The following is a 16148-nucleotide window of genomic DNA, read 5'->3' on the forward strand; positions in this document are numbered from 1 at the left end:
GCTCGAGTGAGCCGCCACGGTTTTACCGGTCAGCGCTTGTCGGCGACCAATGGCGGGGTACGGGGCGGGATCATGCGCTTGCTGCCGGTCGACTCGAACGCCGACGCCAGGTGCAGCAGCGACGAGTCGTCATAGGCGCGTCCGGCAAACGTCAGGCCGACCGGCATGCCGATGTCCGGCATCACGCCCATCGGTACGGTGACCGTTGGCACGCCGAGGTGACGGATGGCGAGGTTGCCGTTGGCGACCCATACGCCATTGCTCCAGGCGATGTCCGCCGATTTTGGATCGACATCGGCATTCGCCGGGCCTACATCGGCAACCGTCGGGAACAGCACTGCGTCGAGCCCCAGGCGATCCATCCAGTCTTCCAGGTCAATCTTGCGGGTTTTCTCCAGCCCGCGCAGGCCGTCCGGCACCGTGCTGATCTGGTCCCATGGGGTGATGCCGCGCTCGGCCATGCGCACGTATTCGTCCATGCCGGCAGCCAGGTCGCCCTCGCGGTTGGGCAGGGTGCCCGGGTCGTGAGGAAAGATCTGCGGGCCGTCGACATCGACGAGGCGATTCAGTTTGGGATCGCCGTTCGCTTGTAGGAAATCATCGAACGCCCAAGCGGTCAGGTCCCACAGTTCATGGTGCAAAAATTCTTTGGAGACAATGCCGCGATTGAACACGGTCGGCGCGCCAGGGCGATCGCCCTCGCAATTGGAAACCAGCGGGAAATCCACTTCGAGTACTTCGGCGCCAGCGTCTTCGAGGGCCTTGCGTGCCTGCTCCCAGAGCCCGATCACCGTAGGGCGGGTGTTGATGCGCTGACCGGTCGGCCCACCGATGCCTGGGGCTTCGGAGGTGCCGGCTTCAGGGTCGGCATTGATGTACATGCGCGGGATGCCGAACTTCTTGCCTTTGAGCGCATCGCTGTTCGCAGCCAGCGCGGCATAGGATTGCGGGCGTACCTCAGACGATTTCGGGATCGGCACCCAGGGTTGCAGGCGCCACAGGTCGCCACGGGTGTCCGGGTCATCGGCCACCACCACGTCGAGCACTTCGAGCAGGTCGGCCATGGTCCGGGCGAACGGCACGACCACGTCCATGGTCGGGGTCAGCGGCCAGTTGCCGCGCACCGAGATCACCCCGCGAGAAGGGGTGTAGGCGCACAAGCCATTGTTCGAGGCCGGGCCACGACCGCTCGACCAGGTTTCCTCCGCCAGGCCGAAGGCTGCGAAGCTTGCCGCAGTGGCAGTACCCGCGCCGTTCGACGAGCCGGAGGCGAAAGGGGCGGTGAGGTAGTCAGCGTTATACGGGCTCTCGGCGCGGCCGTAGACACCGCGCTGCATCCCGCCGTTGGCCATCGGCGGCATGTTGGTCTTGCCCAGGCAGATCGCCCCGGCGGCGCGCAGGCGTTCGATGGTGAACGCATCGCGATAGGCGACCAGGTCCTTGAAAGCCGGGCTGCCGGAAGCAGCGGTGAGCCCCTTGACCAGATAACTGTCCTTGGCGGTGTAAGGGATACCGTCCAGCGCTCCCAGCGTCTGGCCCTTGGCGCGACGGGCGTCGGACGCCTGCGCTTCGGCGAGCGCTTCGGGGTTGCGAACCACGACCGCGTTCAGCGCAGTCGGCGTTTCGGGGCCGTCAAAGGCGTCGATCCGCGCAAGATAAGCCTGGACCAGTTCAACCGAGGTGGTCTGGCCGGACTCGAGCGCCGCGCGCAACTCGGCAATGGAAACTTCGGTAACTTCGATCATGCTGCCACCGCCGCTTGCAGGTGGAGGGTCCCAAACACTTCACTTTTCTCGAAATGGACTTTCATATCGTTATTCTCGTTGCACTGTGTGGCACGACAGGGTCGGGTGTTAAAAATACTGAGCACTATTTAGCATTAAACCGGGATTTTAGGAATCCGTTGTCCAATTTATCTTACAGGCGACAGAAAAAAGGCCACCACAACCCGACGTTGTGGTGGCCCGAGGGTGACTCATTATAGTGGCCCGCGCGCGCAGGCCAATGGATCAGTGAGCGCCGGCAGCCTTGTTCAGGTCGCTTTCGGCCCATTCGGTGTAGACGCAGGCATCGGCGGTGGCCCAGCGCACCCGCACCGGATCACCGGCCTTGAGCGGCATGCCGGCGGCGGACAGTGCCTTGACCGTCATCGAGGTGCCGCCAGCGGTGACCACGCTGCAGGTCTGGCTCTCGCCGAGAAACAGCACTTCCACGACCTTGGCCGAGACTTCGTTCCAGCCGGCGGCCAGCGTTTCGGCAAGGGCTTGTTCAGTGCTCAGGGCCAGAGCTTTTTCCGGACGCACCATCAGCAGCACGTCCTGATCGGTTTGCAGGCCGGCGGTGAGTCGGATCGACAGCGGCTGCCCTTCGAAGGTCGCCACTGCATTGCCCTGGGCCTTGAGTTTGAGGAAGTTCGAATTGCCGAGGAACGAGGCGACAAAGGCGTTCGGCGGGTTCTGGTACAGGTCAAAGCCGCTGCCCAGGCCGACGATCTTGCCGTGGCTGAAAATCGCGATGCGCTGGGACAGGCGCATGGCTTCTTCCTGGTCGTGGGTCACGTAGACGATGGTGATGCCCAGGCGCCGATGCAGCTGACGCAGTTCATCCTGCAAGTCTTCACGCAGTTTCTTGTCCAGCGCACCGAGGGGTTCGTCCATCAGCAGGATGCGTGGCTCATAGACCAGCGCCCGGGCGATGGCGACCCGTTGCTGCTGGCCACCGGAGAGTTGCGAAGGGCGGCGATGGGCAAATGGCTCAAGCTGCACCAGTTTGAGCATCGCATCCACGCGGCGTTCACGTTCGGCGGTGGCCAGTTTGCGAATGGCCAGCGGGAACGCGATGTTGTCGCGCACCGACAGATGCGGGAACAGCGAGTAGCGCTGGAACACCATGCCGATGTCGCGTTTGTGCGGCGGCACGTTCACCAGTGACTGGCCGTTGACCAGGATCTCGCCGCTGCTCGGGGTTTCGAAGCCGGCCAGCATCGACAGCGTCGTGCTTTTGCCCGAGCCGCTGGAGCCGAGGAAGGTGAGGAATTCGCCGTCCTTGATGTCCAGCGAGATGTTATCCACGGCGGCAAAGTCGCCGTAGTGCTTGTTCAGGTTACGCAGGCTGACCAGGGGTTTGTCATTTTGCTGCGCGGAATCTTTGATCACTGCACTCATGTCGTACTCCTGGCGCTCAAGCGCTGATTTCGTTGCGCCGGCGCAGAGCGGCGGCGATCACCATGACCAGGACCGAGAGGCCGATCAGCAGCGTCGAAGCGACGGCGATCACGGGCGTCAGGTCCTGGCGCAGGGTGGTCCACATTTTCACGGGAAGGGTTTGCAGGGTCGGGCTGGCCATCATCACGCTCAGCACCACTTCATCCCACGAGACGAGGAAGGCGAAGAGGGCGCCGGCCACCATGCCCGGACGGATCGCCGGGAAGGTCACCTTGAACACCGCTTGCAGACGCGAGGCGCCGCAGATCACCGCCGCATCCTCGATCGACTGGTCGAACAGCTTCAGCGAGTTGATGATCGAGATGATGGTGAACGGCAACGCGACAATGACGTGACTGACCACGAAGGCGAACATGGTCCCGGTGTAACCCAGTTTCAGGAACAGCGCGTACACCGCCACGGCGATGATCACCAGCGGCACGATCATCGGCAGGGTGAACAGGCCGTAGAGCATTTCCCGGCCGGGGAAGCGGCCACGCACCAGGGCGAACGCGGTGGGCAGGCCCAAAGCGACGGCGAAGAACGTGGTCAGCACCGCGACTTTCAGGCTGGCCATGGCGGCGTTCATCCAGTCGGCATTGGAGAAGAACTGGCCGTACCATTTCAGCGTCCAGCCCGGTGGCGGGAACACCAGCCACTGGGACGATCCGAACGACAGCAGCACGATGAACACGATCGGCAACAGCAGGAACAGACCGATCAGCCCGGTGGTGGCATACAGGCCGAAGCGCATGCGCCGGCTCATGGCATTGGGGGTCAGGAGCATGACGGCTTACCTCGCGTTGCTGGCGCCAACCGGGGATTCCGGCTGGAGCTTCAGGTAGAAGTAGAACAACACCAGCGTGATCACGATCAGCAACGCGGCGCCGGCGCTGGCCAGGCCCCAGTTGAGGAACGACTGCACCTGCTGAATGATGAACTCGGGCAGCATCATGTTCTGCGCGCCGCCGAGCAGCGCCGGGGTCACGTAGTAACCGAGAGACATCACGAACACCATCAGACCGCCGGAGAACAGCCCCGGCCGACACAGCGGCAGGAACACCCGGAAGAAGTTGGTCCAGGGGCTGGCGCCGCAGATGGAACCGGCCTGGAGGATCATCGGGTCGATGGCCTGCATGGTCGCCTGCAACGGCAGCACGATGAACGGGATCATGATGTAGCTCATGCCGATCACCACGCCGGTGAGGTTGTGCACCATCTCCAGCGGCTGATCGATGATGCCCATGGCCATCAACGCCTTGTTGATCACCCCCGAGGCTTGCAGCAACACCAGCCATGAGTAGGTGCGGGCGAGCAGGCTGGTCCACATCGACAGCAGCACGATGTTGAGGATCCAGCGACCCCAGCCACGGGGCACCAGGGTGATTGCCCAGGCCAGCGGAAAGCCCAGCAGCAGGCTGAACAACGTCACCAGGCCGGCCACCGAGAAGGTGTTGAGCAACACCCGGGCATAGGCCGAGTTGGCGAACAGTTGTTCATAGTTGCCCAGGCCCGGCACCGGTTCCAGCACCCCGCGCAGCAGCAGGCCAATCAACGGCGCCAGAAAGAACAGACCGAGGAACAACAGGGCGGGCACCAGGTTGCTCGCGCCACGCCAGCGCTGTGCCAGACTCGGCGATTGCGTCATCGCAACTGCCTTGCCGGCAGCGCCAGGGGCGCTCCCGACTGACGTGGATGGACGGGATGCGGTTACCGTCATTTTCATTTGACCAGCCATTCGTTCCACCGTGTCGCGATGGCCGGACCGTTCTTGGCCCAGTACGCGAAATCAAGAGTGATCTGATCCTTTGCGTAAGCGGTCGGCAGGTTAGGGGCCAGCACCGAGTCCAGGCGCTGCACGCTGTCGACGTTGACCGGGGCGTAGGCGGTCAGGTTGGAGAAGTCCGCCTGGCCCTTGGCACTGCTGGCGTTGGCCAGGAACTTCATCGCCGCGTCCTTGTTTTTCGAACCCTTGGGAATGACCAGGATGTCGGCCATGACCAGGTTCTGCTTCCAGCTTACGCCCACCGGGGCGCCGTCTTCTTGCAGGGCATGAATCCGGCCGTTCCAGAACTGGCCCATGCTCGCCTCACCGGAGGCCAGCAGCTGCTGCGACTGCGCGCCGCCGCCCCACCAGACGATGTCTTTCTTGATGGTGTCGAGCTTTTTGAACGCGCGATCCAGGTCCAGCGGGTAGAGCTTGTCCGCCGCTACACCGTCGGCCAGCAGCGCCAGTTCCAGCACGCCAGGGCTTGGCCATTTGTAGAGGGCGCGTTTGCCGGGCCAGGTCTTGGTGTCGAACAGCGCGGACCAGTCCTGAGGCTTGCCGGCGCCAAGCTTGCCTTCGTTGTAGCCGAGGACGAAGGAGAAGAAGAACGAGCCGACGCCGTGATCGCTGACGAAGCGCGGGTCGATCTTGTCGCGCTCAATGACTTTGAAATCGAGGGGTTCGAGCAAGCCTTCGGCGGCGGCGCGCAGGGCGAAGTCGGCTTCGACGTCGACCACGTCCCACTGCACGTTGCCGCTCTCGACCATGGCCTTGAGCTTGCCGTAGTCGGTCGGACCATCCTGCACCACGGTGATGCCGCTGGCCTTGCTGAACGGGTCGGCCCAGGCCTGCTTCTGCGCATCCTGGGTGCTGCCGCCCCAACTGACGAAGTTGACGCTTTCAGCCGCCAGCAAGGCCTGACTGGTCACGCTCAGCAGTCCCGCAAAAAGAACCGCGGTCGCACGTTTGTTCAACACCATTTTCACGCCCTCATTGTTGTGTTTATGAGCGGGGCTTTCGAGTGCCCGCCTATCGGGAGCATCAGTCCGTCGAGTCAGTGCTGACTGTCCGGTCTATGGAATATCATATTATGGTATTCCAAACTTTGTGCAAGCATTTTGCCGTACCGGCTATCAGCCAAAGGTGGTTTTTGGGGTTCTGGGGATTGGCCTGAGCCGGTCAGGCAACGCAATCCCCTGTAGGAGCGAGCCTGCTCGCGATGAGGGTGTGTCTGTCGATATCAGTGTTGACTGTCATACCGTCATCGCGAGCAGGCTCGCTCCTACAATGAATTGCGTTAAACAAAGCGTCAGTCGGTGAATGGAATACTCTCCACCACCTCCAGGTCATACCCGGTCAAGCCCGCATACTTCAGCGGCGGGCCGAGGTGGCGCAACTTGCCGACACCCAGGTTCTGCAGAATCTGCGCACCGGTGCCTACTTCCGAATAAATCCGTGACTGCGAACGGCTGAACTGCCGGGGCGGCTGGGTCAATTGCGGCACCCGCTCGAGCAACGCCTGGGAGGATTCATGATTGGCCAGCACCACCACCACGCCGTGGCCTTCGGCGGCGACACGCTGCAAGGCGGCCCACAACGTCCAGTTGCTCGGGCCGCTGTACTCGGCACCGACCAGATCGCGCAACGGGTCAATTACATGCACCCGCACCAGTGTCGGTTGCTCGCGGCGCAGATCGCCCATGACCATGGCCATGTGGACACCGCCTTCGATGCGATCCTCAAAGGTGATCAGACGAAAGGTGCCATGCACGGTCGGCAGGTCACGCTCACCGATGCGCACGATGGTGTGTTCGGTGCTCAGGCGATAGTGGATCAGGTCGGCGATGGTGCCGATCCTGATCCCGTGCTTGCGCGCGAACACTTCCAGGTCCGGGCGCCGGGCCATGGTGCCGTCATCGTTCATCACTTCGACGATCACCGAGGCGGGCGTATGGCCGGCCAGGCGCGCCAGGTCGCAGCCGGCTTCGGTATGGCCGGCGCGGGTCAGCACGCCGCCTTCGCGGGCGCGCAACGGGAAGATGTGGCCCGGTTGCACGATGTCGGCGGGGCCGGCGTTGGCGGCGACGGCGGCGGCGACGGTGCAGGCGCGATCAGCAGCAGAGATACCGGTGGTGACACCGACGGCGGCCTCGATGGACACGGTGAAGGCGGTGCTGAACACGCTGCCGTTGCTCGGCACCATCTGCTCCAGGCCCAGGCGCTTGCAATGCTCGTCGGTCAAGGTCAGGCAGATCAGGCCACGGGCTTCGCGGGCCATGAAGCTGATCGCCTCGGGCGTGCAGCAGTCGGCGGCCAGCAACAGGTCGCCTTCGTTTTCCCGGTCCTCATCGTCGACCAGCAGGACCATTTTGCCGAGGCGGTAATCTTCGATGATTTCTTCGATGCTGTTGAAGGCCATGCTGGAGTCTCTGTGTTTGTTGGATTGGTAATGTGGTATACCATAATACAAAACAAAGCGAGAGGTCACTATGAAGGCGTACTGGATTGCTCATGTGGATGTCACTGACCCTGATCAATACAGCCAATACACCCGGCGGGCGCCGCAGGCGTTTGCGTTGTATGGCGGTCGGATTCTGGCGCGGGGTGGGCGTAGCGAGGCGATGGAAGGACGGTCTACGCCGCAACGCAGTGTGGTGATTGAGTTTGATTCCTATGAGCAGGCGGTGGCGTGCTACCACTCGGCGTTGTATCAGGAGGCAAGGGGTCACCGCGAAGGTGTGGCTAAGGTTGAGGTGATTATTGTCGAGGGCGTGGCGCCGCTCTAACCAACCGCTTGACCCTGTAGGAGCGAGCCTGCTCGCGAAAAACGTCAGAGCAACGCGTTCGGTCAGTCAGCACGCGTCATCGTTGACGACCATCGCGAGCAGGCTCGCTCCTACAGGGGAATGGGGGATTTTTCAGCGGATGAAATGGATTTTGCCGCTATCGTCATTACCCATGTAAATGCCATAAACCCCAGCTTGGCGCTCCTCGATATAGCGCTCAAGAATCTGCCGGATCGCCGGGTAGTAAATGCTGTCCCAGGGAATGTCCTCAGGCGCGAAGAACTTGTAGTCGAGGGTTTCCGGGCCGTATTGCCCGGTGATCTCCAGCGCGATGGCGCGGAAGATGATGTACACCTCGCTGATCTGCGGCACGCTGAAAATCGAATAGGGCGAGACGATTTCCGCACGCACGCCGCTTTCTTCCCAGACCTCGCGCATGGCCGCCTGCTCGGTGGTCTCGCCGCTTTCCATGAAGCCTGCCGGCAGGGTCCAGGTGCCCGGGCGCGGTGGAATCGCGCGCTGGCACAACAGGTACTTGCCGTCCTGCTCGATGATGCAGCCGGCAATGATCTTCGGATTGATGTAATGGATGTAGCCGCAGCCGCGGCACATCAGGCGCTCGTGCGTATCGCCCGGCGGCATCTGCTGACCTAGATCAGCGCTGCCGCACTTGGGGCAAAAGCTCGGGCTGAACATGTCAGCGACCTATGCGCGGTTCTTTCAGCGCGATGGGCTGGGTGATTGCCGGGATGTCGCCGGTTTCTTCCTGCTTGCGCTTGAGGTAGTCCAGGGCCACGGCGGCGGCCGCGCGCACGTGGTCGACGCACGCCTGGTGGGCGGCCAGCGGGTCGCCGCCCTTGATCGCCTCGACCATGCGCTCCATTTCCTGGTTACTGGCGCCGCGACGGTTTTCCTGGGACACCGAGGTCGCGCGCAGGTAGCTGATGCGTGCCTGCAACTGGCGCAGCTGAGTGGCCGCGACGTGGTTGCCCGAGCCTTCGAGCAGCACGTCGTAGAAACCCTGCACGGAGTCGATGACCTGTTGCAGCTCGCCGTCTTTGAGCGCCTTGCGGTTCTCTTCCAGGGCTTTTTCCAGGGCCTTGATGTCCTTGGCCTTGGCGCGCAGGGTGAACAGTTGCACGATCAGCCCTTCGAGTACGCAGCGCAGCTCGTAGATGTCCACGGCATCGGCCAGGGTAATGATCGCGACACGCGGGCCCTTGGCGTCGGCGAATTCCACCAGGCCTTCGGATTCCAGGTGACGCAAGGCTTCGCGCACGGAGGTACGGCTGACGCCCAGGCGATCGCACAGATCGCGTTCGACCAGACGGTCTCCCGGCAGGAGCTGGAAGTTCATGATGGCGCTTCGCAGTTTATCCAGCACGATTTCGCGCAGGGTAACGGGGTTGCGATTGACCTTGAAGCTGTCGTCGAGTGGCAGGCGTTTCATGGGGTCCGCTCTGATTGTGGCTGTCCATGCAAAAAGAGCACTTCGATTACGGGAATCTGGGTGCCCGGTCGGATCAAACAGCCAAGGGTTAACTGGAGGCCTCGGCATCGGCTTCGGCGAAGGCTTCACGGGCGAGCCGGAAACTGTCTACGGCAGCGGGGACACCGCAATAAATGCCGACCTGAAGCAATATTTCGCGTATTTGCTCACGACTCAGGCCGTTACGCAAGGCGCCGCGCACATGCAGCTTGAGTTCATGGGGCCGGTTGAGGGCCGAGATCATCGCCAGGTTGATCATGCTGCGCTCCTTGAGCGACAAACCCTCACGACCCCAGACATGACCCCAACAATACTCGGTGACCATTTCCTGTAAGGGCCGGGTGAAGTCATCGGCGTTTTCGATGGAGCGGTTGACGTAGGCCTCACCCAGCACCTGGGTGCGGATCTTCAGGCCTTTTTCGTACTTTTCGTTGTTCATTTGCGTCGCTCCCGTGGGCTCAGAGGCCGCCCATCAAGGTGTATTTGAGTTCCAGATAATCCTCGATGCCGTACTTCGACCCTTCACGGCCCAGCCCGGAGGACTTGATGCCGCCGAACGGCGCGACTTCGGTGGAAATAAGCCCTTCGTTGATCCCGACCATGCCGTACTCCAGCGCCTCGCTCATGCGCCAGGCGCGGCCCAGGTCGCGGGTGTAGCAGTAGGCGGCCAGGCCGAATTCGGTGTCATTGGCCATCTCGACGGCCTGGGCCTCGGTGTCGAAACGGAAAACGGCGGCCAACGGGCCAAAGGTTTCATCCCGGGCGACTTTCATCTGCGGGGTGACGCCGCTGAGCACGGTCGGCTGGAAGAAGCCGTTGCCCAGCGCATGACGTTCGCCGCCGCACAGCAGTTGTGCACCGTGTTCCAGCGCGTCTTGCACGTGGTCTTCGACCTTGGCCACGGCGCGCTCGTTGATCAGCGGGCCTTGGGTGACGCCATCCTCGAAACCGCTGCCGACCTTGAGCTGCGAAACCCGCTCGGCCAGGCGCGCGACAAAGGCGTCGTGGATGCCGTCCTGCACCAGGAAGCGGTTGACGCAGACGCAGGTCTGCCCGGCGTTGCGGAATTTGGCGATCAGCGCGCCATCGACGGCACGTTCCAGATCGGCGTCGTCGAAGACAATGAACGGCGCGTTGCCGCCCAGTTCCAGCGAGACTTTTTTCAGGGTCGGCGCGCACTGGGCCATCAGCAGCTTGCCGATGGCGGTGGAGCCGGTGAACGACAGTTTGCGAACCTTTGGACTGGCGGTTAGCTCCCCGCCGATGGCGATGGCATCGCCGGTAATTACGTTGAAAATCCCCGCTGGAATCCCGGCCTGTTCCGCCAGTGCCGCCATGGCCAGTGCCGAAAACGGTGTTTCCGGGGCCGGTTTTACGATGCACGGGCAACCGGCGGCCAGCGCCGGGCCGGCCTTGCGGGTGATCATCGCCGCCGGGAAGTTCCACGGTGTGATGGCCGCGACGACGCCGATCGGCTCCTTGCTGACCACGATGCGCGCATCGCCCTTGTGGCTGGGAATGGTGTCGCCGTAGATGCGCTTGGCCTCTTCGGCGAACCACTCGATGAAGCTCGCGGCGTAGAGGATTTCACCCTTGGCCTCAGTCAGTGGCTTGCCTTGTTCCAGGGTGAGGATTTCAGCCAGGGCGTCGGCGTTTTCCAGCATCAGCGCGTGCCAGTGATTGAGGGTGTTGCTGCGTTCCTTGGCGGTCAGTGCGCGCCAGGCTGGCCAGGCTTTGTTGGCAGCCTCGATAGCCAGGCGCGCGTGCTCGGCGCCGAGGTTCGGCACCCGGCCGATGAGTTCACCGGTGGCCGGATTGAAGATGTCTTGACAGGCGCCATCCGGCGCGTCCAGCCATTGGCCATTGATGTAGGCCTGTTGGCGGAACAATAACGAGGCTGCTGGGCTCATGCCGGCTCCCAAGAAAAAAGGGTGGTTATCTGTAGGAGCGAGCCTGCTCGCGAAAAACCCGAGAACGCCAAGGGCTGTCAGGCAGCACGCGTTATCGTTCACGACCATCGCGAGCAGGCTCGCTCCTACAGGGTTTTGTGTCGTTCCATCAGGCCAGTGTGGGCAGCGGGCCCAGCTTGCCTTTGTGGTAGATCATCGGCGTGACCGGTTGCGCGGGCAGGATCAGGTTCTTCACCGCGCCGACGATGATCGCGTGATCACCGCCATCGTATTCACGCCACAGCTCGCACTCGATGATCGCCGTGGCCTTGGCCAGAATCGGGTTACCCAATTCGCTCAGGTGCCACTCGATGCCTTTGGCCTTGTCCTTGCCTTTACCGGCGAAGGCATAGGCTTCGGCGGTCTGGTCGGCGGACAGCAGGTGAATCGCGAACTGCTTGCTGTCGCGCAGCACCGGGTAGGTGTCGGAGCCATAATTGGGGCAGAACAGCACCAGTGCCGGGTCGATCGACAGCGCACTGAAGGCGCTGGCGGTGATGCCGACGATGCCACCTTCCGGGTCCAGGGTGGTGACCACCGTGACCCCGGAAGGGAACGAGCTCATCACGTCTTTGTAAATGCCGGGTTCGATCATTTTCCAGGACTCCTAGCGCATCACGAAGGGATCAGGCATCGGTGCCTGGGACAGGTTGATCCACACCGTTTTCAGCTCGGTGTAGGCCAGCACCGAATCGATGCCGCTTTCGCGTCCATAGCCGCTGTTCTTGAAACCGCCGATCGGCGCCATGGCCGAGACCGCGCGGTAGGTGTTGACCCAGATGATCCCCGAACGCACGTCCCGGGCCAGGCGATGGGCGCGGCCCAGGTCGCGGGTCCAGATGCCGGCGGCGAGGCCGAACTGTGAGTCGTTGGCAATCGCCAGGGCTTCGGCTTCGTCCTTGAACCGGATGACCGAGGCCACCGGGCCAAAGACTTCTTCCTGCATGATCTTCATCGAGTTGCGGTCGCACTCGAACAGCGTCGGCTCGTAGAACCAGCCATCACCCAGATTCTCTGGACGCTTGCCGCCCAGGCGCAGACGCGCACCTTCGGCGATAGCGTCAGCCACCAGCCCTTCGACCACGGCCAGTTGCTGCGCGGTGGCCATCGGGCCCATTTCGCTGCTGTCGTCCTGCGGGTTGCCGATGCGGATGCGCTGGGCGCGTTCCACCAGACGACCGACAAACTCGTCGTAGATTTCGTCCTGCACCAGTAAGCGCGAACCGGACACACAACTCTGCCCGGAGGCGGCGTAGATCCCGGCGATGGCGCCGTTGATCGCGCTGTCGAGGTCGGCGTCGGCGAAAATGATGTTCGGCGATTTGCCCCCCAGTTCCAGCGACAGTTTGGCGAAGTTCTCCGCGCTGCTGCGCACCACATGCCGCGCCGTCGCCGCGCCGCCGGTGAAGGCGATCTTGCGGATCAGCGGATGGCGGGTGAGGGCGGCGCCGGTGCTCGGGCCGTAACCGGTGACGACGTTGACCACTCCCGGTGGAATCCCGGCTTCCAGCGCCAGGCGTGCCAGTTCGAGGATGGTCGCCGAGGCGTGTTCCGACGGCTTGATCACGATGGTGTTGCCTGCGGCGAGGGCCGGGGCGAGTTTGATCGCGGTCAGGTACAGCGGGCTGTTCCACGGAATGATAGCGGCCACCACGCCCATGGCTTCGTGCACGGTGTAGGCAAACAGGTCCGGCTTGTCCAGCGGCAGAGTGCCGCCTTCGAGCTTGTCCGCCAGGCCTGCGGTGTAGTGGAAGAACTCCGGCAGATAGCCGACCTGGCCACGGGTTTCGCGGATCAGCTTGCCGTTGTCGCGGCTTTCCAGCTGCGCCAGTTGTTCTTTGTTTTCGGCGATCAGGTCGCCCAGGCGTCGCAGCAATTTGCCGCGCGCGGTGGCGGTCAAACCGCGCCATGCCGGGCTGTCGAAAGCGGTTTGCGCGGCCTGTACGGCGCGCTCGACATCCGCTTCGTCGGCGTCGGGCAATTCGGCCCAAGGCTCGGCCAGCGCCGGGTTGAGGCTTTCGAAGGTCTTGCCGGACAGGGCATCGACCCATTCACCGCCGATGCACATCTGGAAGCGTGCGAGTGTCATGCAACGATCCCCTTGATCTGGTTTTGTTGGGAGTGCGCGGTCTGCAGAAACTCCAGCAACAGCTGGTTGACCAGGCGCGGAGACTCTACGGGCATCATATGCCGTTGCTCGGCGAGCACGGCAACGGTCGCACCGGGAATGCGTTCGGCCAGTTGCCTGGCCATTTCCGGGGTCGAACCGGGGTCCAGCTCGCCGGTGGCGATCAGCGTCGGCACCTTGATGCTGGCCAGGTCGTCGGCGCGGTACATGTCCTGGGTGGCGAACAGTTCGTAAGTGGTCAGGTAACCCTGCGGGTCATTGCCGGCCAGGGTCTGGCGAATCGCGGCGATCTGCGCCGGGTTCGCGGCCTGGTATTCACGGCTGAACCAGCGCGACAGTGCCGCTTCGGCATTGGCGTCCGGCCCGTGTTCGGCGGCCTGGCTGGTGCGGGCGATGACCCCGGCGCGCTGTTCGGCGCTACGGTTGAACACGCTGTTGAGCACCACCAGGCCTTCCAGGCGTTGCGGGTAGTGCAGGGCAAACGCCCGCGCCACCAGCCCGCCCATGGAAAAACCGATCACCGTTGCCTTGGGCAATTGCAGGTGGTCGAGCAGCTCCAGCAACTGGTCGGCATAGCCGAGCAGCGGCGTGCCGCTTTCCGGGCGCGGGCTGGCGCCATGGCCGAGCATGTCGTAGGCGATGACGCGGTATTTCGTGGCCAGGCCAACGATCTGGCCGCCCCACATTTCTTTGTTCAGGCCCACGCCGTGGATCAAGACCACGGGCTGGCCTTGGCCGGTCGCCAGGTAACTGGTGCCAGCCGGGGTGAGTTCAGCGGTGAGCCGAATCATGGAGCGCTCCTGCAATGCCTTCTTGTTGTCGTTCTGCTGGCCGGTTACTGGGCTTTTTCGGCGGCCAGTTCTTCCAGGTCGATGTAGCGGTTGCCGATGCGCGGGTGCAGGCGGCCGCCGTCGGCGCAACCCAGGACCACAACGATTTCGTCGGCACGCGGCGCGTCTTCGATCTGCATTTCCAGGGTGATGTAGTGCGAACGCAGGCCTTCGTCGTCCTTGTGCATCATCGGGATCTGGATCGAAGTGCCGGGGCCGCCGCGCTTGTTGGTGAAGCTCAGGTAGCTCTTGGCCTTGACCGCTTCGCGGTAATGGTTGCCGAAGCGCAGGGTGTGGATCACCGCCGAAGCGTGTTCGATCTCGCCATCGGCGCCGACCACCGCAGCCTTGCCGTAGGCCTCGATTTTCTCGGCACCGCCAATGATGCCCACCAGGCGCTCGACCATCAGTGCGCCGAGGTCGGAGCAGTTGGCGCGGATCTGCGGTTTCAGGTCTTCGACGAAACCGTTGCCCACCCAGGGGTTCTTCATCACCACGGCCAGACCGACCATGGTCACGGGCTTATCGGTGGCTTTGCCGCCTTCAATAAAGGTTTCTTCGACATAGCTGACGATCTTGCGGATTTCGAAACTCATGAGCTGCTCCGTAGAGGTTTTTGGTGTCTGTGCGTCTGATGGTATACCATAATACCGGAAGTACAAGACCCTGAACGGAGTTTCTGGCTGGATGGCACGCAAAAATGTGCGTCACGGGCAGCAGCGGACAAACGGCAGGCACAGGCTTACGCCGGGCACAGGCCCGGCATGGGGGAGGAGAGAAGGGTAAGGAAGGGGATCAGCGGTGATGCGGCGTCAAGCGGTGCGTCGGGTTTGCTACCGGCTGTCCATCAGGACTTCGCCTCCTTCGTCCCCAGCACATCACGGATGTTGTCCACCACATTGCTGTCTTTGATCACATCGTTGAGCCAACCCTCGAGCGGCATGTTGCCCCATTTGATCGCGCGTTCGATCAGGTAGGGGACAGGGCTCTGGGGTTCGGTCTGCTTGAAGAACTGTGCGATACCCGCCAGCAGGGTGAATGCCTCGTCACGGGTCTGTGGCGTGGTGCGCAGCGGTGTGACTGGGATGTCTTGCTGGGTCTGGGTCATTGCGGCACCTGCATGTTGTGCGCCAGCGCTTTCGGAGACGACCGGGGTGGGCGCGGTAGGCGCCGGGTGCAATTCGATGCCGCGATCCTTGAGCAGTTTCTCGGCCAGTTGGCCGGCGCGGGACAACACGTCATGGAGCCCGGCAAAGCTTGGCGCGTCATTGCCGAACAGCCTGTCAGCGGTGCTCTGCAGTTGCTGGCAGGCCTTCAGGCTGGCGGCGATTTCGCCGGCTTTCTGGCGCAGGTGATCGGAGTCGGTCAGCACCACCGAACGCTGGAACACCTCGGCGTTGATCTTGCCTTCGTCGAGGGCGGCGCGCATGGCATGGGGGTTCTGCAACGCCAGGTTTTCGACATGCCTGGACTCGTCATAGCGCAGCAGGCCGTACTGTTGGCCTTGGGTGATCGGCAGTCCGCCCACGACATCCGCCAGGGTCGTTTTCATCCACGCCAGGCGGGCAGCGCGTTCATCGACCCCATCCTCGAGGGAGGGGAAGAGGCCGGTCCAGAAATTGTCCAGCAGGCGTTCGGCCAGGGTCAGGCCGAAGGTGATACCGGTGAAATGATGCTTGTGCGCCAAGGCTTCGCTGAGCCAGGCGACGAGCATCAGGTCCTTGCTCTGTCGAGCCAGGCCTTGGGCCGCCAGGGTGAGGGTCAGATCCCAGTCGGATGACTTCAGGTCGGTTTGCCAGTCACCCTGGGTCAGGTAATCGGGGTCTGCTCGCCGGGCTTCTTTCACCTGATCGAACAAGGTGGAAAAGCTCAGGTCTTCGCCACTCCCCTCATTGATGGGCGCGGTCAGTTCGGCCAGCGAAAGGTCGTTGAGAAATTCAGACATGGGAAACTCTGATCAGAATAGAAGAACACCGCGCCTGCCGGGCAGGCGCG

General features: G+C 62.8%; 16 protein-coding genes. 1 reads left to right on the forward strand and 15 read right to left on the reverse strand.

The window, feature by feature from the left end; all coding sequences use genetic code 11:
• Positions 1 to 29: 29 nt before the first annotated feature.
• From BSF44_RS07135 to ribBA, 6 genes are all read right to left on the reverse strand, one after another.
• Positions 30 to 1745 carry an amidase gene (locus BSF44_RS07135; protein WP_095942904.1) on the reverse strand — a complete coding sequence of 572 codons (1716 nt, stop codon included), beginning with the start codon at positions 1743 to 1745 and terminating at the stop codon, positions 30 to 32.
• A 264-nt stretch (positions 1746 to 2009) separates the two neighbouring features.
• Entirely contained in the window at positions 2010 to 3164 is a 1155-nt protein-coding gene (locus BSF44_RS07140; RefSeq protein ID WP_095942905.1) for an ABC transporter ATP-binding protein, read from the reverse strand.
• A 16-nt stretch (positions 3165 to 3180) separates the two neighbouring features.
• Positions 3181 to 3990: an ABC transporter permease gene (locus tag BSF44_RS07145; protein WP_007976227.1), complete on the reverse strand. Its 810-nt coding sequence runs from the start codon at positions 3988 to 3990 to the stop codon at positions 3181 to 3183.
• Positions 3991 to 3996: 6 nt separating this feature from the next.
• The gene (locus tag BSF44_RS07150; RefSeq protein ID WP_172435314.1) at positions 3997 to 4929 is read right to left on the reverse strand and encodes an ABC transporter permease; all 933 of its coding nucleotides are present in this window, start codon (positions 4927 to 4929) and stop codon (positions 3997 to 3999) included.
• Positions 4926 to 5951, reverse strand: coding sequence for an ABC transporter substrate-binding protein (locus BSF44_RS07155; RefSeq protein WP_095942907.1), 1026 nt, complete (start codon positions 5949 to 5951; stop codon positions 4926 to 4928). The genes BSF44_RS07150 and BSF44_RS07155 overlap by 4 nt, the downstream gene beginning before the upstream one ends.
• A 329-nt stretch (positions 5952 to 6280) precedes the next feature.
• Positions 6281 to 7390 carry a bifunctional 3,4-dihydroxy-2-butanone-4-phosphate synthase/GTP cyclohydrolase II gene (ribBA, locus tag BSF44_RS07160; RefSeq protein WP_095942908.1) on the reverse strand — a complete coding sequence of 370 codons (1110 nt, stop codon included), beginning with the start codon at positions 7388 to 7390 and terminating at the stop codon, positions 6281 to 6283.
• A gap of 70 nt (positions 7391 to 7460) precedes the next feature.
• Between ribBA and BSF44_RS07165 the strand changes: the two genes are divergently transcribed.
• Positions 7461 to 7757, forward strand: coding sequence for a DUF1330 domain-containing protein (locus tag BSF44_RS07165; protein ID WP_095942909.1), 297 nt, complete (start codon positions 7461 to 7463; stop codon positions 7755 to 7757).
• A 132-nt stretch (positions 7758 to 7889) separates the two neighbouring features.
• On the opposite strand, the gene BSF44_RS07170 is transcribed toward BSF44_RS07165, so the two are convergent.
• The 9 genes from BSF44_RS07170 to tssA all read right to left on the reverse strand — a co-directional run bounded on the left by BSF44_RS07170 (position 7890) and on the right by tssA (position 16098).
• Positions 7890 to 8453: an NUDIX hydrolase gene (locus tag BSF44_RS07170; RefSeq protein ID WP_095942910.1), complete on the reverse strand. Its 564-nt coding sequence runs from the start codon at positions 8451 to 8453 to the stop codon at positions 7890 to 7892.
• Position 8454: 1 nt separating this feature from the next.
• On the reverse strand, positions 8455 to 9207 hold the full coding sequence (locus BSF44_RS07175) for a GntR family transcriptional regulator (RefSeq protein WP_046042558.1): 753 nt from the start codon (positions 9205 to 9207) through the stop codon (positions 8455 to 8457).
• Positions 9208 to 9295: 88 nt separating this feature from the next.
• Positions 9296 to 9685, reverse strand: a complete 390-nt coding sequence (locus BSF44_RS07180; RefSeq protein ID WP_007991919.1) for a carboxymuconolactone decarboxylase family protein — start codon at positions 9683 to 9685, stop codon at positions 9296 to 9298.
• 19 nt (positions 9686 to 9704) lie between these two features.
• Positions 9705 to 11156 carry an NAD-dependent succinate-semialdehyde dehydrogenase gene (locus BSF44_RS07185; RefSeq protein WP_095942911.1) on the reverse strand — a complete coding sequence of 484 codons (1452 nt, stop codon included), beginning with the start codon at positions 11154 to 11156 and terminating at the stop codon, positions 9705 to 9707.
• Positions 11157 to 11304: 148 nt separating this feature from the next.
• Positions 11305 to 11790, reverse strand: a complete 486-nt coding sequence (locus tag BSF44_RS07190) for a flavin reductase family protein (protein ID WP_095942912.1) — start codon at positions 11788 to 11790, stop codon at positions 11305 to 11307.
• A gap of 12 nt (positions 11791 to 11802) precedes the next feature.
• Positions 11803 to 13284, reverse strand: coding sequence for an aldehyde dehydrogenase (locus tag BSF44_RS07195; protein ID WP_056723954.1), 1482 nt, complete (start codon positions 13282 to 13284; stop codon positions 11803 to 11805).
• Complete coding sequence (locus tag BSF44_RS07200) at positions 13281 to 14114, reverse strand: alpha/beta fold hydrolase (RefSeq protein ID WP_095942913.1); 834 nt, start codon at positions 14112 to 14114, stop codon at positions 13281 to 13283. The genes BSF44_RS07195 and BSF44_RS07200 overlap by 4 nt, the downstream gene beginning before the upstream one ends.
• Before the next feature lie 44 nt (positions 14115 to 14158).
• A complete protein-coding gene (locus BSF44_RS07205) occupies positions 14159 to 14749 on the reverse strand; it encodes an amino acid synthesis family protein (protein ID WP_003225712.1) in 591 nt (196 codons plus the stop codon).
• A gap of 251 nt (positions 14750 to 15000) precedes the next feature.
• On the reverse strand, positions 15001 to 16098 hold the full coding sequence (gene tssA / locus BSF44_RS07210; protein WP_095942914.1) for a type VI secretion system protein TssA: 1098 nt from the start codon (positions 16096 to 16098) through the stop codon (positions 15001 to 15003).
• Positions 16099 to 16148: the final 50 nt, after the last annotated feature.

Source organism: Pseudomonas sp. ACN8, assembly GCF_002303925.1.
In the GTDB taxonomy this organism is placed as follows: domain Bacteria; phylum Pseudomonadota; class Gammaproteobacteria; order Pseudomonadales; family Pseudomonadaceae; genus Aquipseudomonas.

Excerpts from the sequence above, each read along its gene's own strand:
- BSF44_RS07140 (WP_095942905.1), bottom strand. The coding sequence starts at position 3,164 with ATGAGTGCAGTGATCAAAGATTCCGCGCAGCAAAATGACAAACCCCTG.
- BSF44_RS07200 (WP_095942913.1), bottom strand. The coding sequence starts at position 14,114 with ATGATTCGGCTCACCGCTGAACTCACCCCGGCTGGCACCAGTTACCTG.
- BSF44_RS07175 (WP_046042558.1), bottom strand. The coding sequence starts at position 9,207 with ATGAAACGCCTGCCACTCGACGACAGCTTCAAGGTCAATCGCAACCCC.
- BSF44_RS07165 (WP_095942909.1), top strand. The coding sequence starts at position 7,461 with ATGAAGGCGTACTGGATTGCTCATGTGGATGTCACTGACCCTGATCAA.
- BSF44_RS07155 (WP_095942907.1), bottom strand. The coding sequence starts at position 5,951 with ATGGTGTTGAACAAACGTGCGACCGCGGTTCTTTTTGCGGGACTGCTG.
- BSF44_RS07185 (WP_095942911.1), bottom strand. The coding sequence starts at position 11,156 with ATGAGCCCAGCAGCCTCGTTATTGTTCCGCCAACAGGCCTACATCAAT.
- BSF44_RS07195 (WP_056723954.1), bottom strand. The coding sequence starts at position 13,284 with ATGACACTCGCACGCTTCCAGATGTGCATCGGCGGTGAATGGGTCGAT.
- BSF44_RS07170 (WP_095942910.1), bottom strand. The coding sequence starts at position 8,453 with ATGTTCAGCCCGAGCTTTTGCCCCAAGTGCGGCAGCGCTGATCTAGGT.
- tssA (WP_095942914.1), bottom strand. The coding sequence starts at position 16,098 with ATGTCTGAATTTCTCAACGACCTTTCGCTGGCCGAACTGACCGCGCCC.
- BSF44_RS07145 (WP_007976227.1), bottom strand. The coding sequence starts at position 3,990 with ATGCTCCTGACCCCCAATGCCATGAGCCGGCGCATGCGCTTCGGCCTG.
- BSF44_RS07205 (WP_003225712.1), bottom strand. The coding sequence starts at position 14,749 with ATGAGTTTCGAAATCCGCAAGATCGTCAGCTATGTCGAAGAAACCTTT.
- BSF44_RS07135 (WP_095942904.1), bottom strand. The coding sequence starts at position 1,745 with ATGATCGAAGTTACCGAAGTTTCCATTGCCGAGTTGCGCGCGGCGCTC.
- BSF44_RS07190 (WP_095942912.1), bottom strand. The coding sequence starts at position 11,790 with ATGATCGAACCCGGCATTTACAAAGACGTGATGAGCTCGTTCCCTTCC.
- BSF44_RS07180 (WP_007991919.1), bottom strand. The coding sequence starts at position 9,685 with ATGAACAACGAAAAGTACGAAAAAGGCCTGAAGATCCGCACCCAGGTG.
- BSF44_RS07150 (WP_172435314.1), bottom strand. The coding sequence starts at position 4,929 with ATGAAAATGACGGTAACCGCATCCCGTCCATCCACGTCAGTCGGGAGC.
- ribBA (WP_095942908.1), bottom strand. The coding sequence starts at position 7,390 with ATGGCCTTCAACAGCATCGAAGAAATCATCGAAGATTACCGCCTCGGC.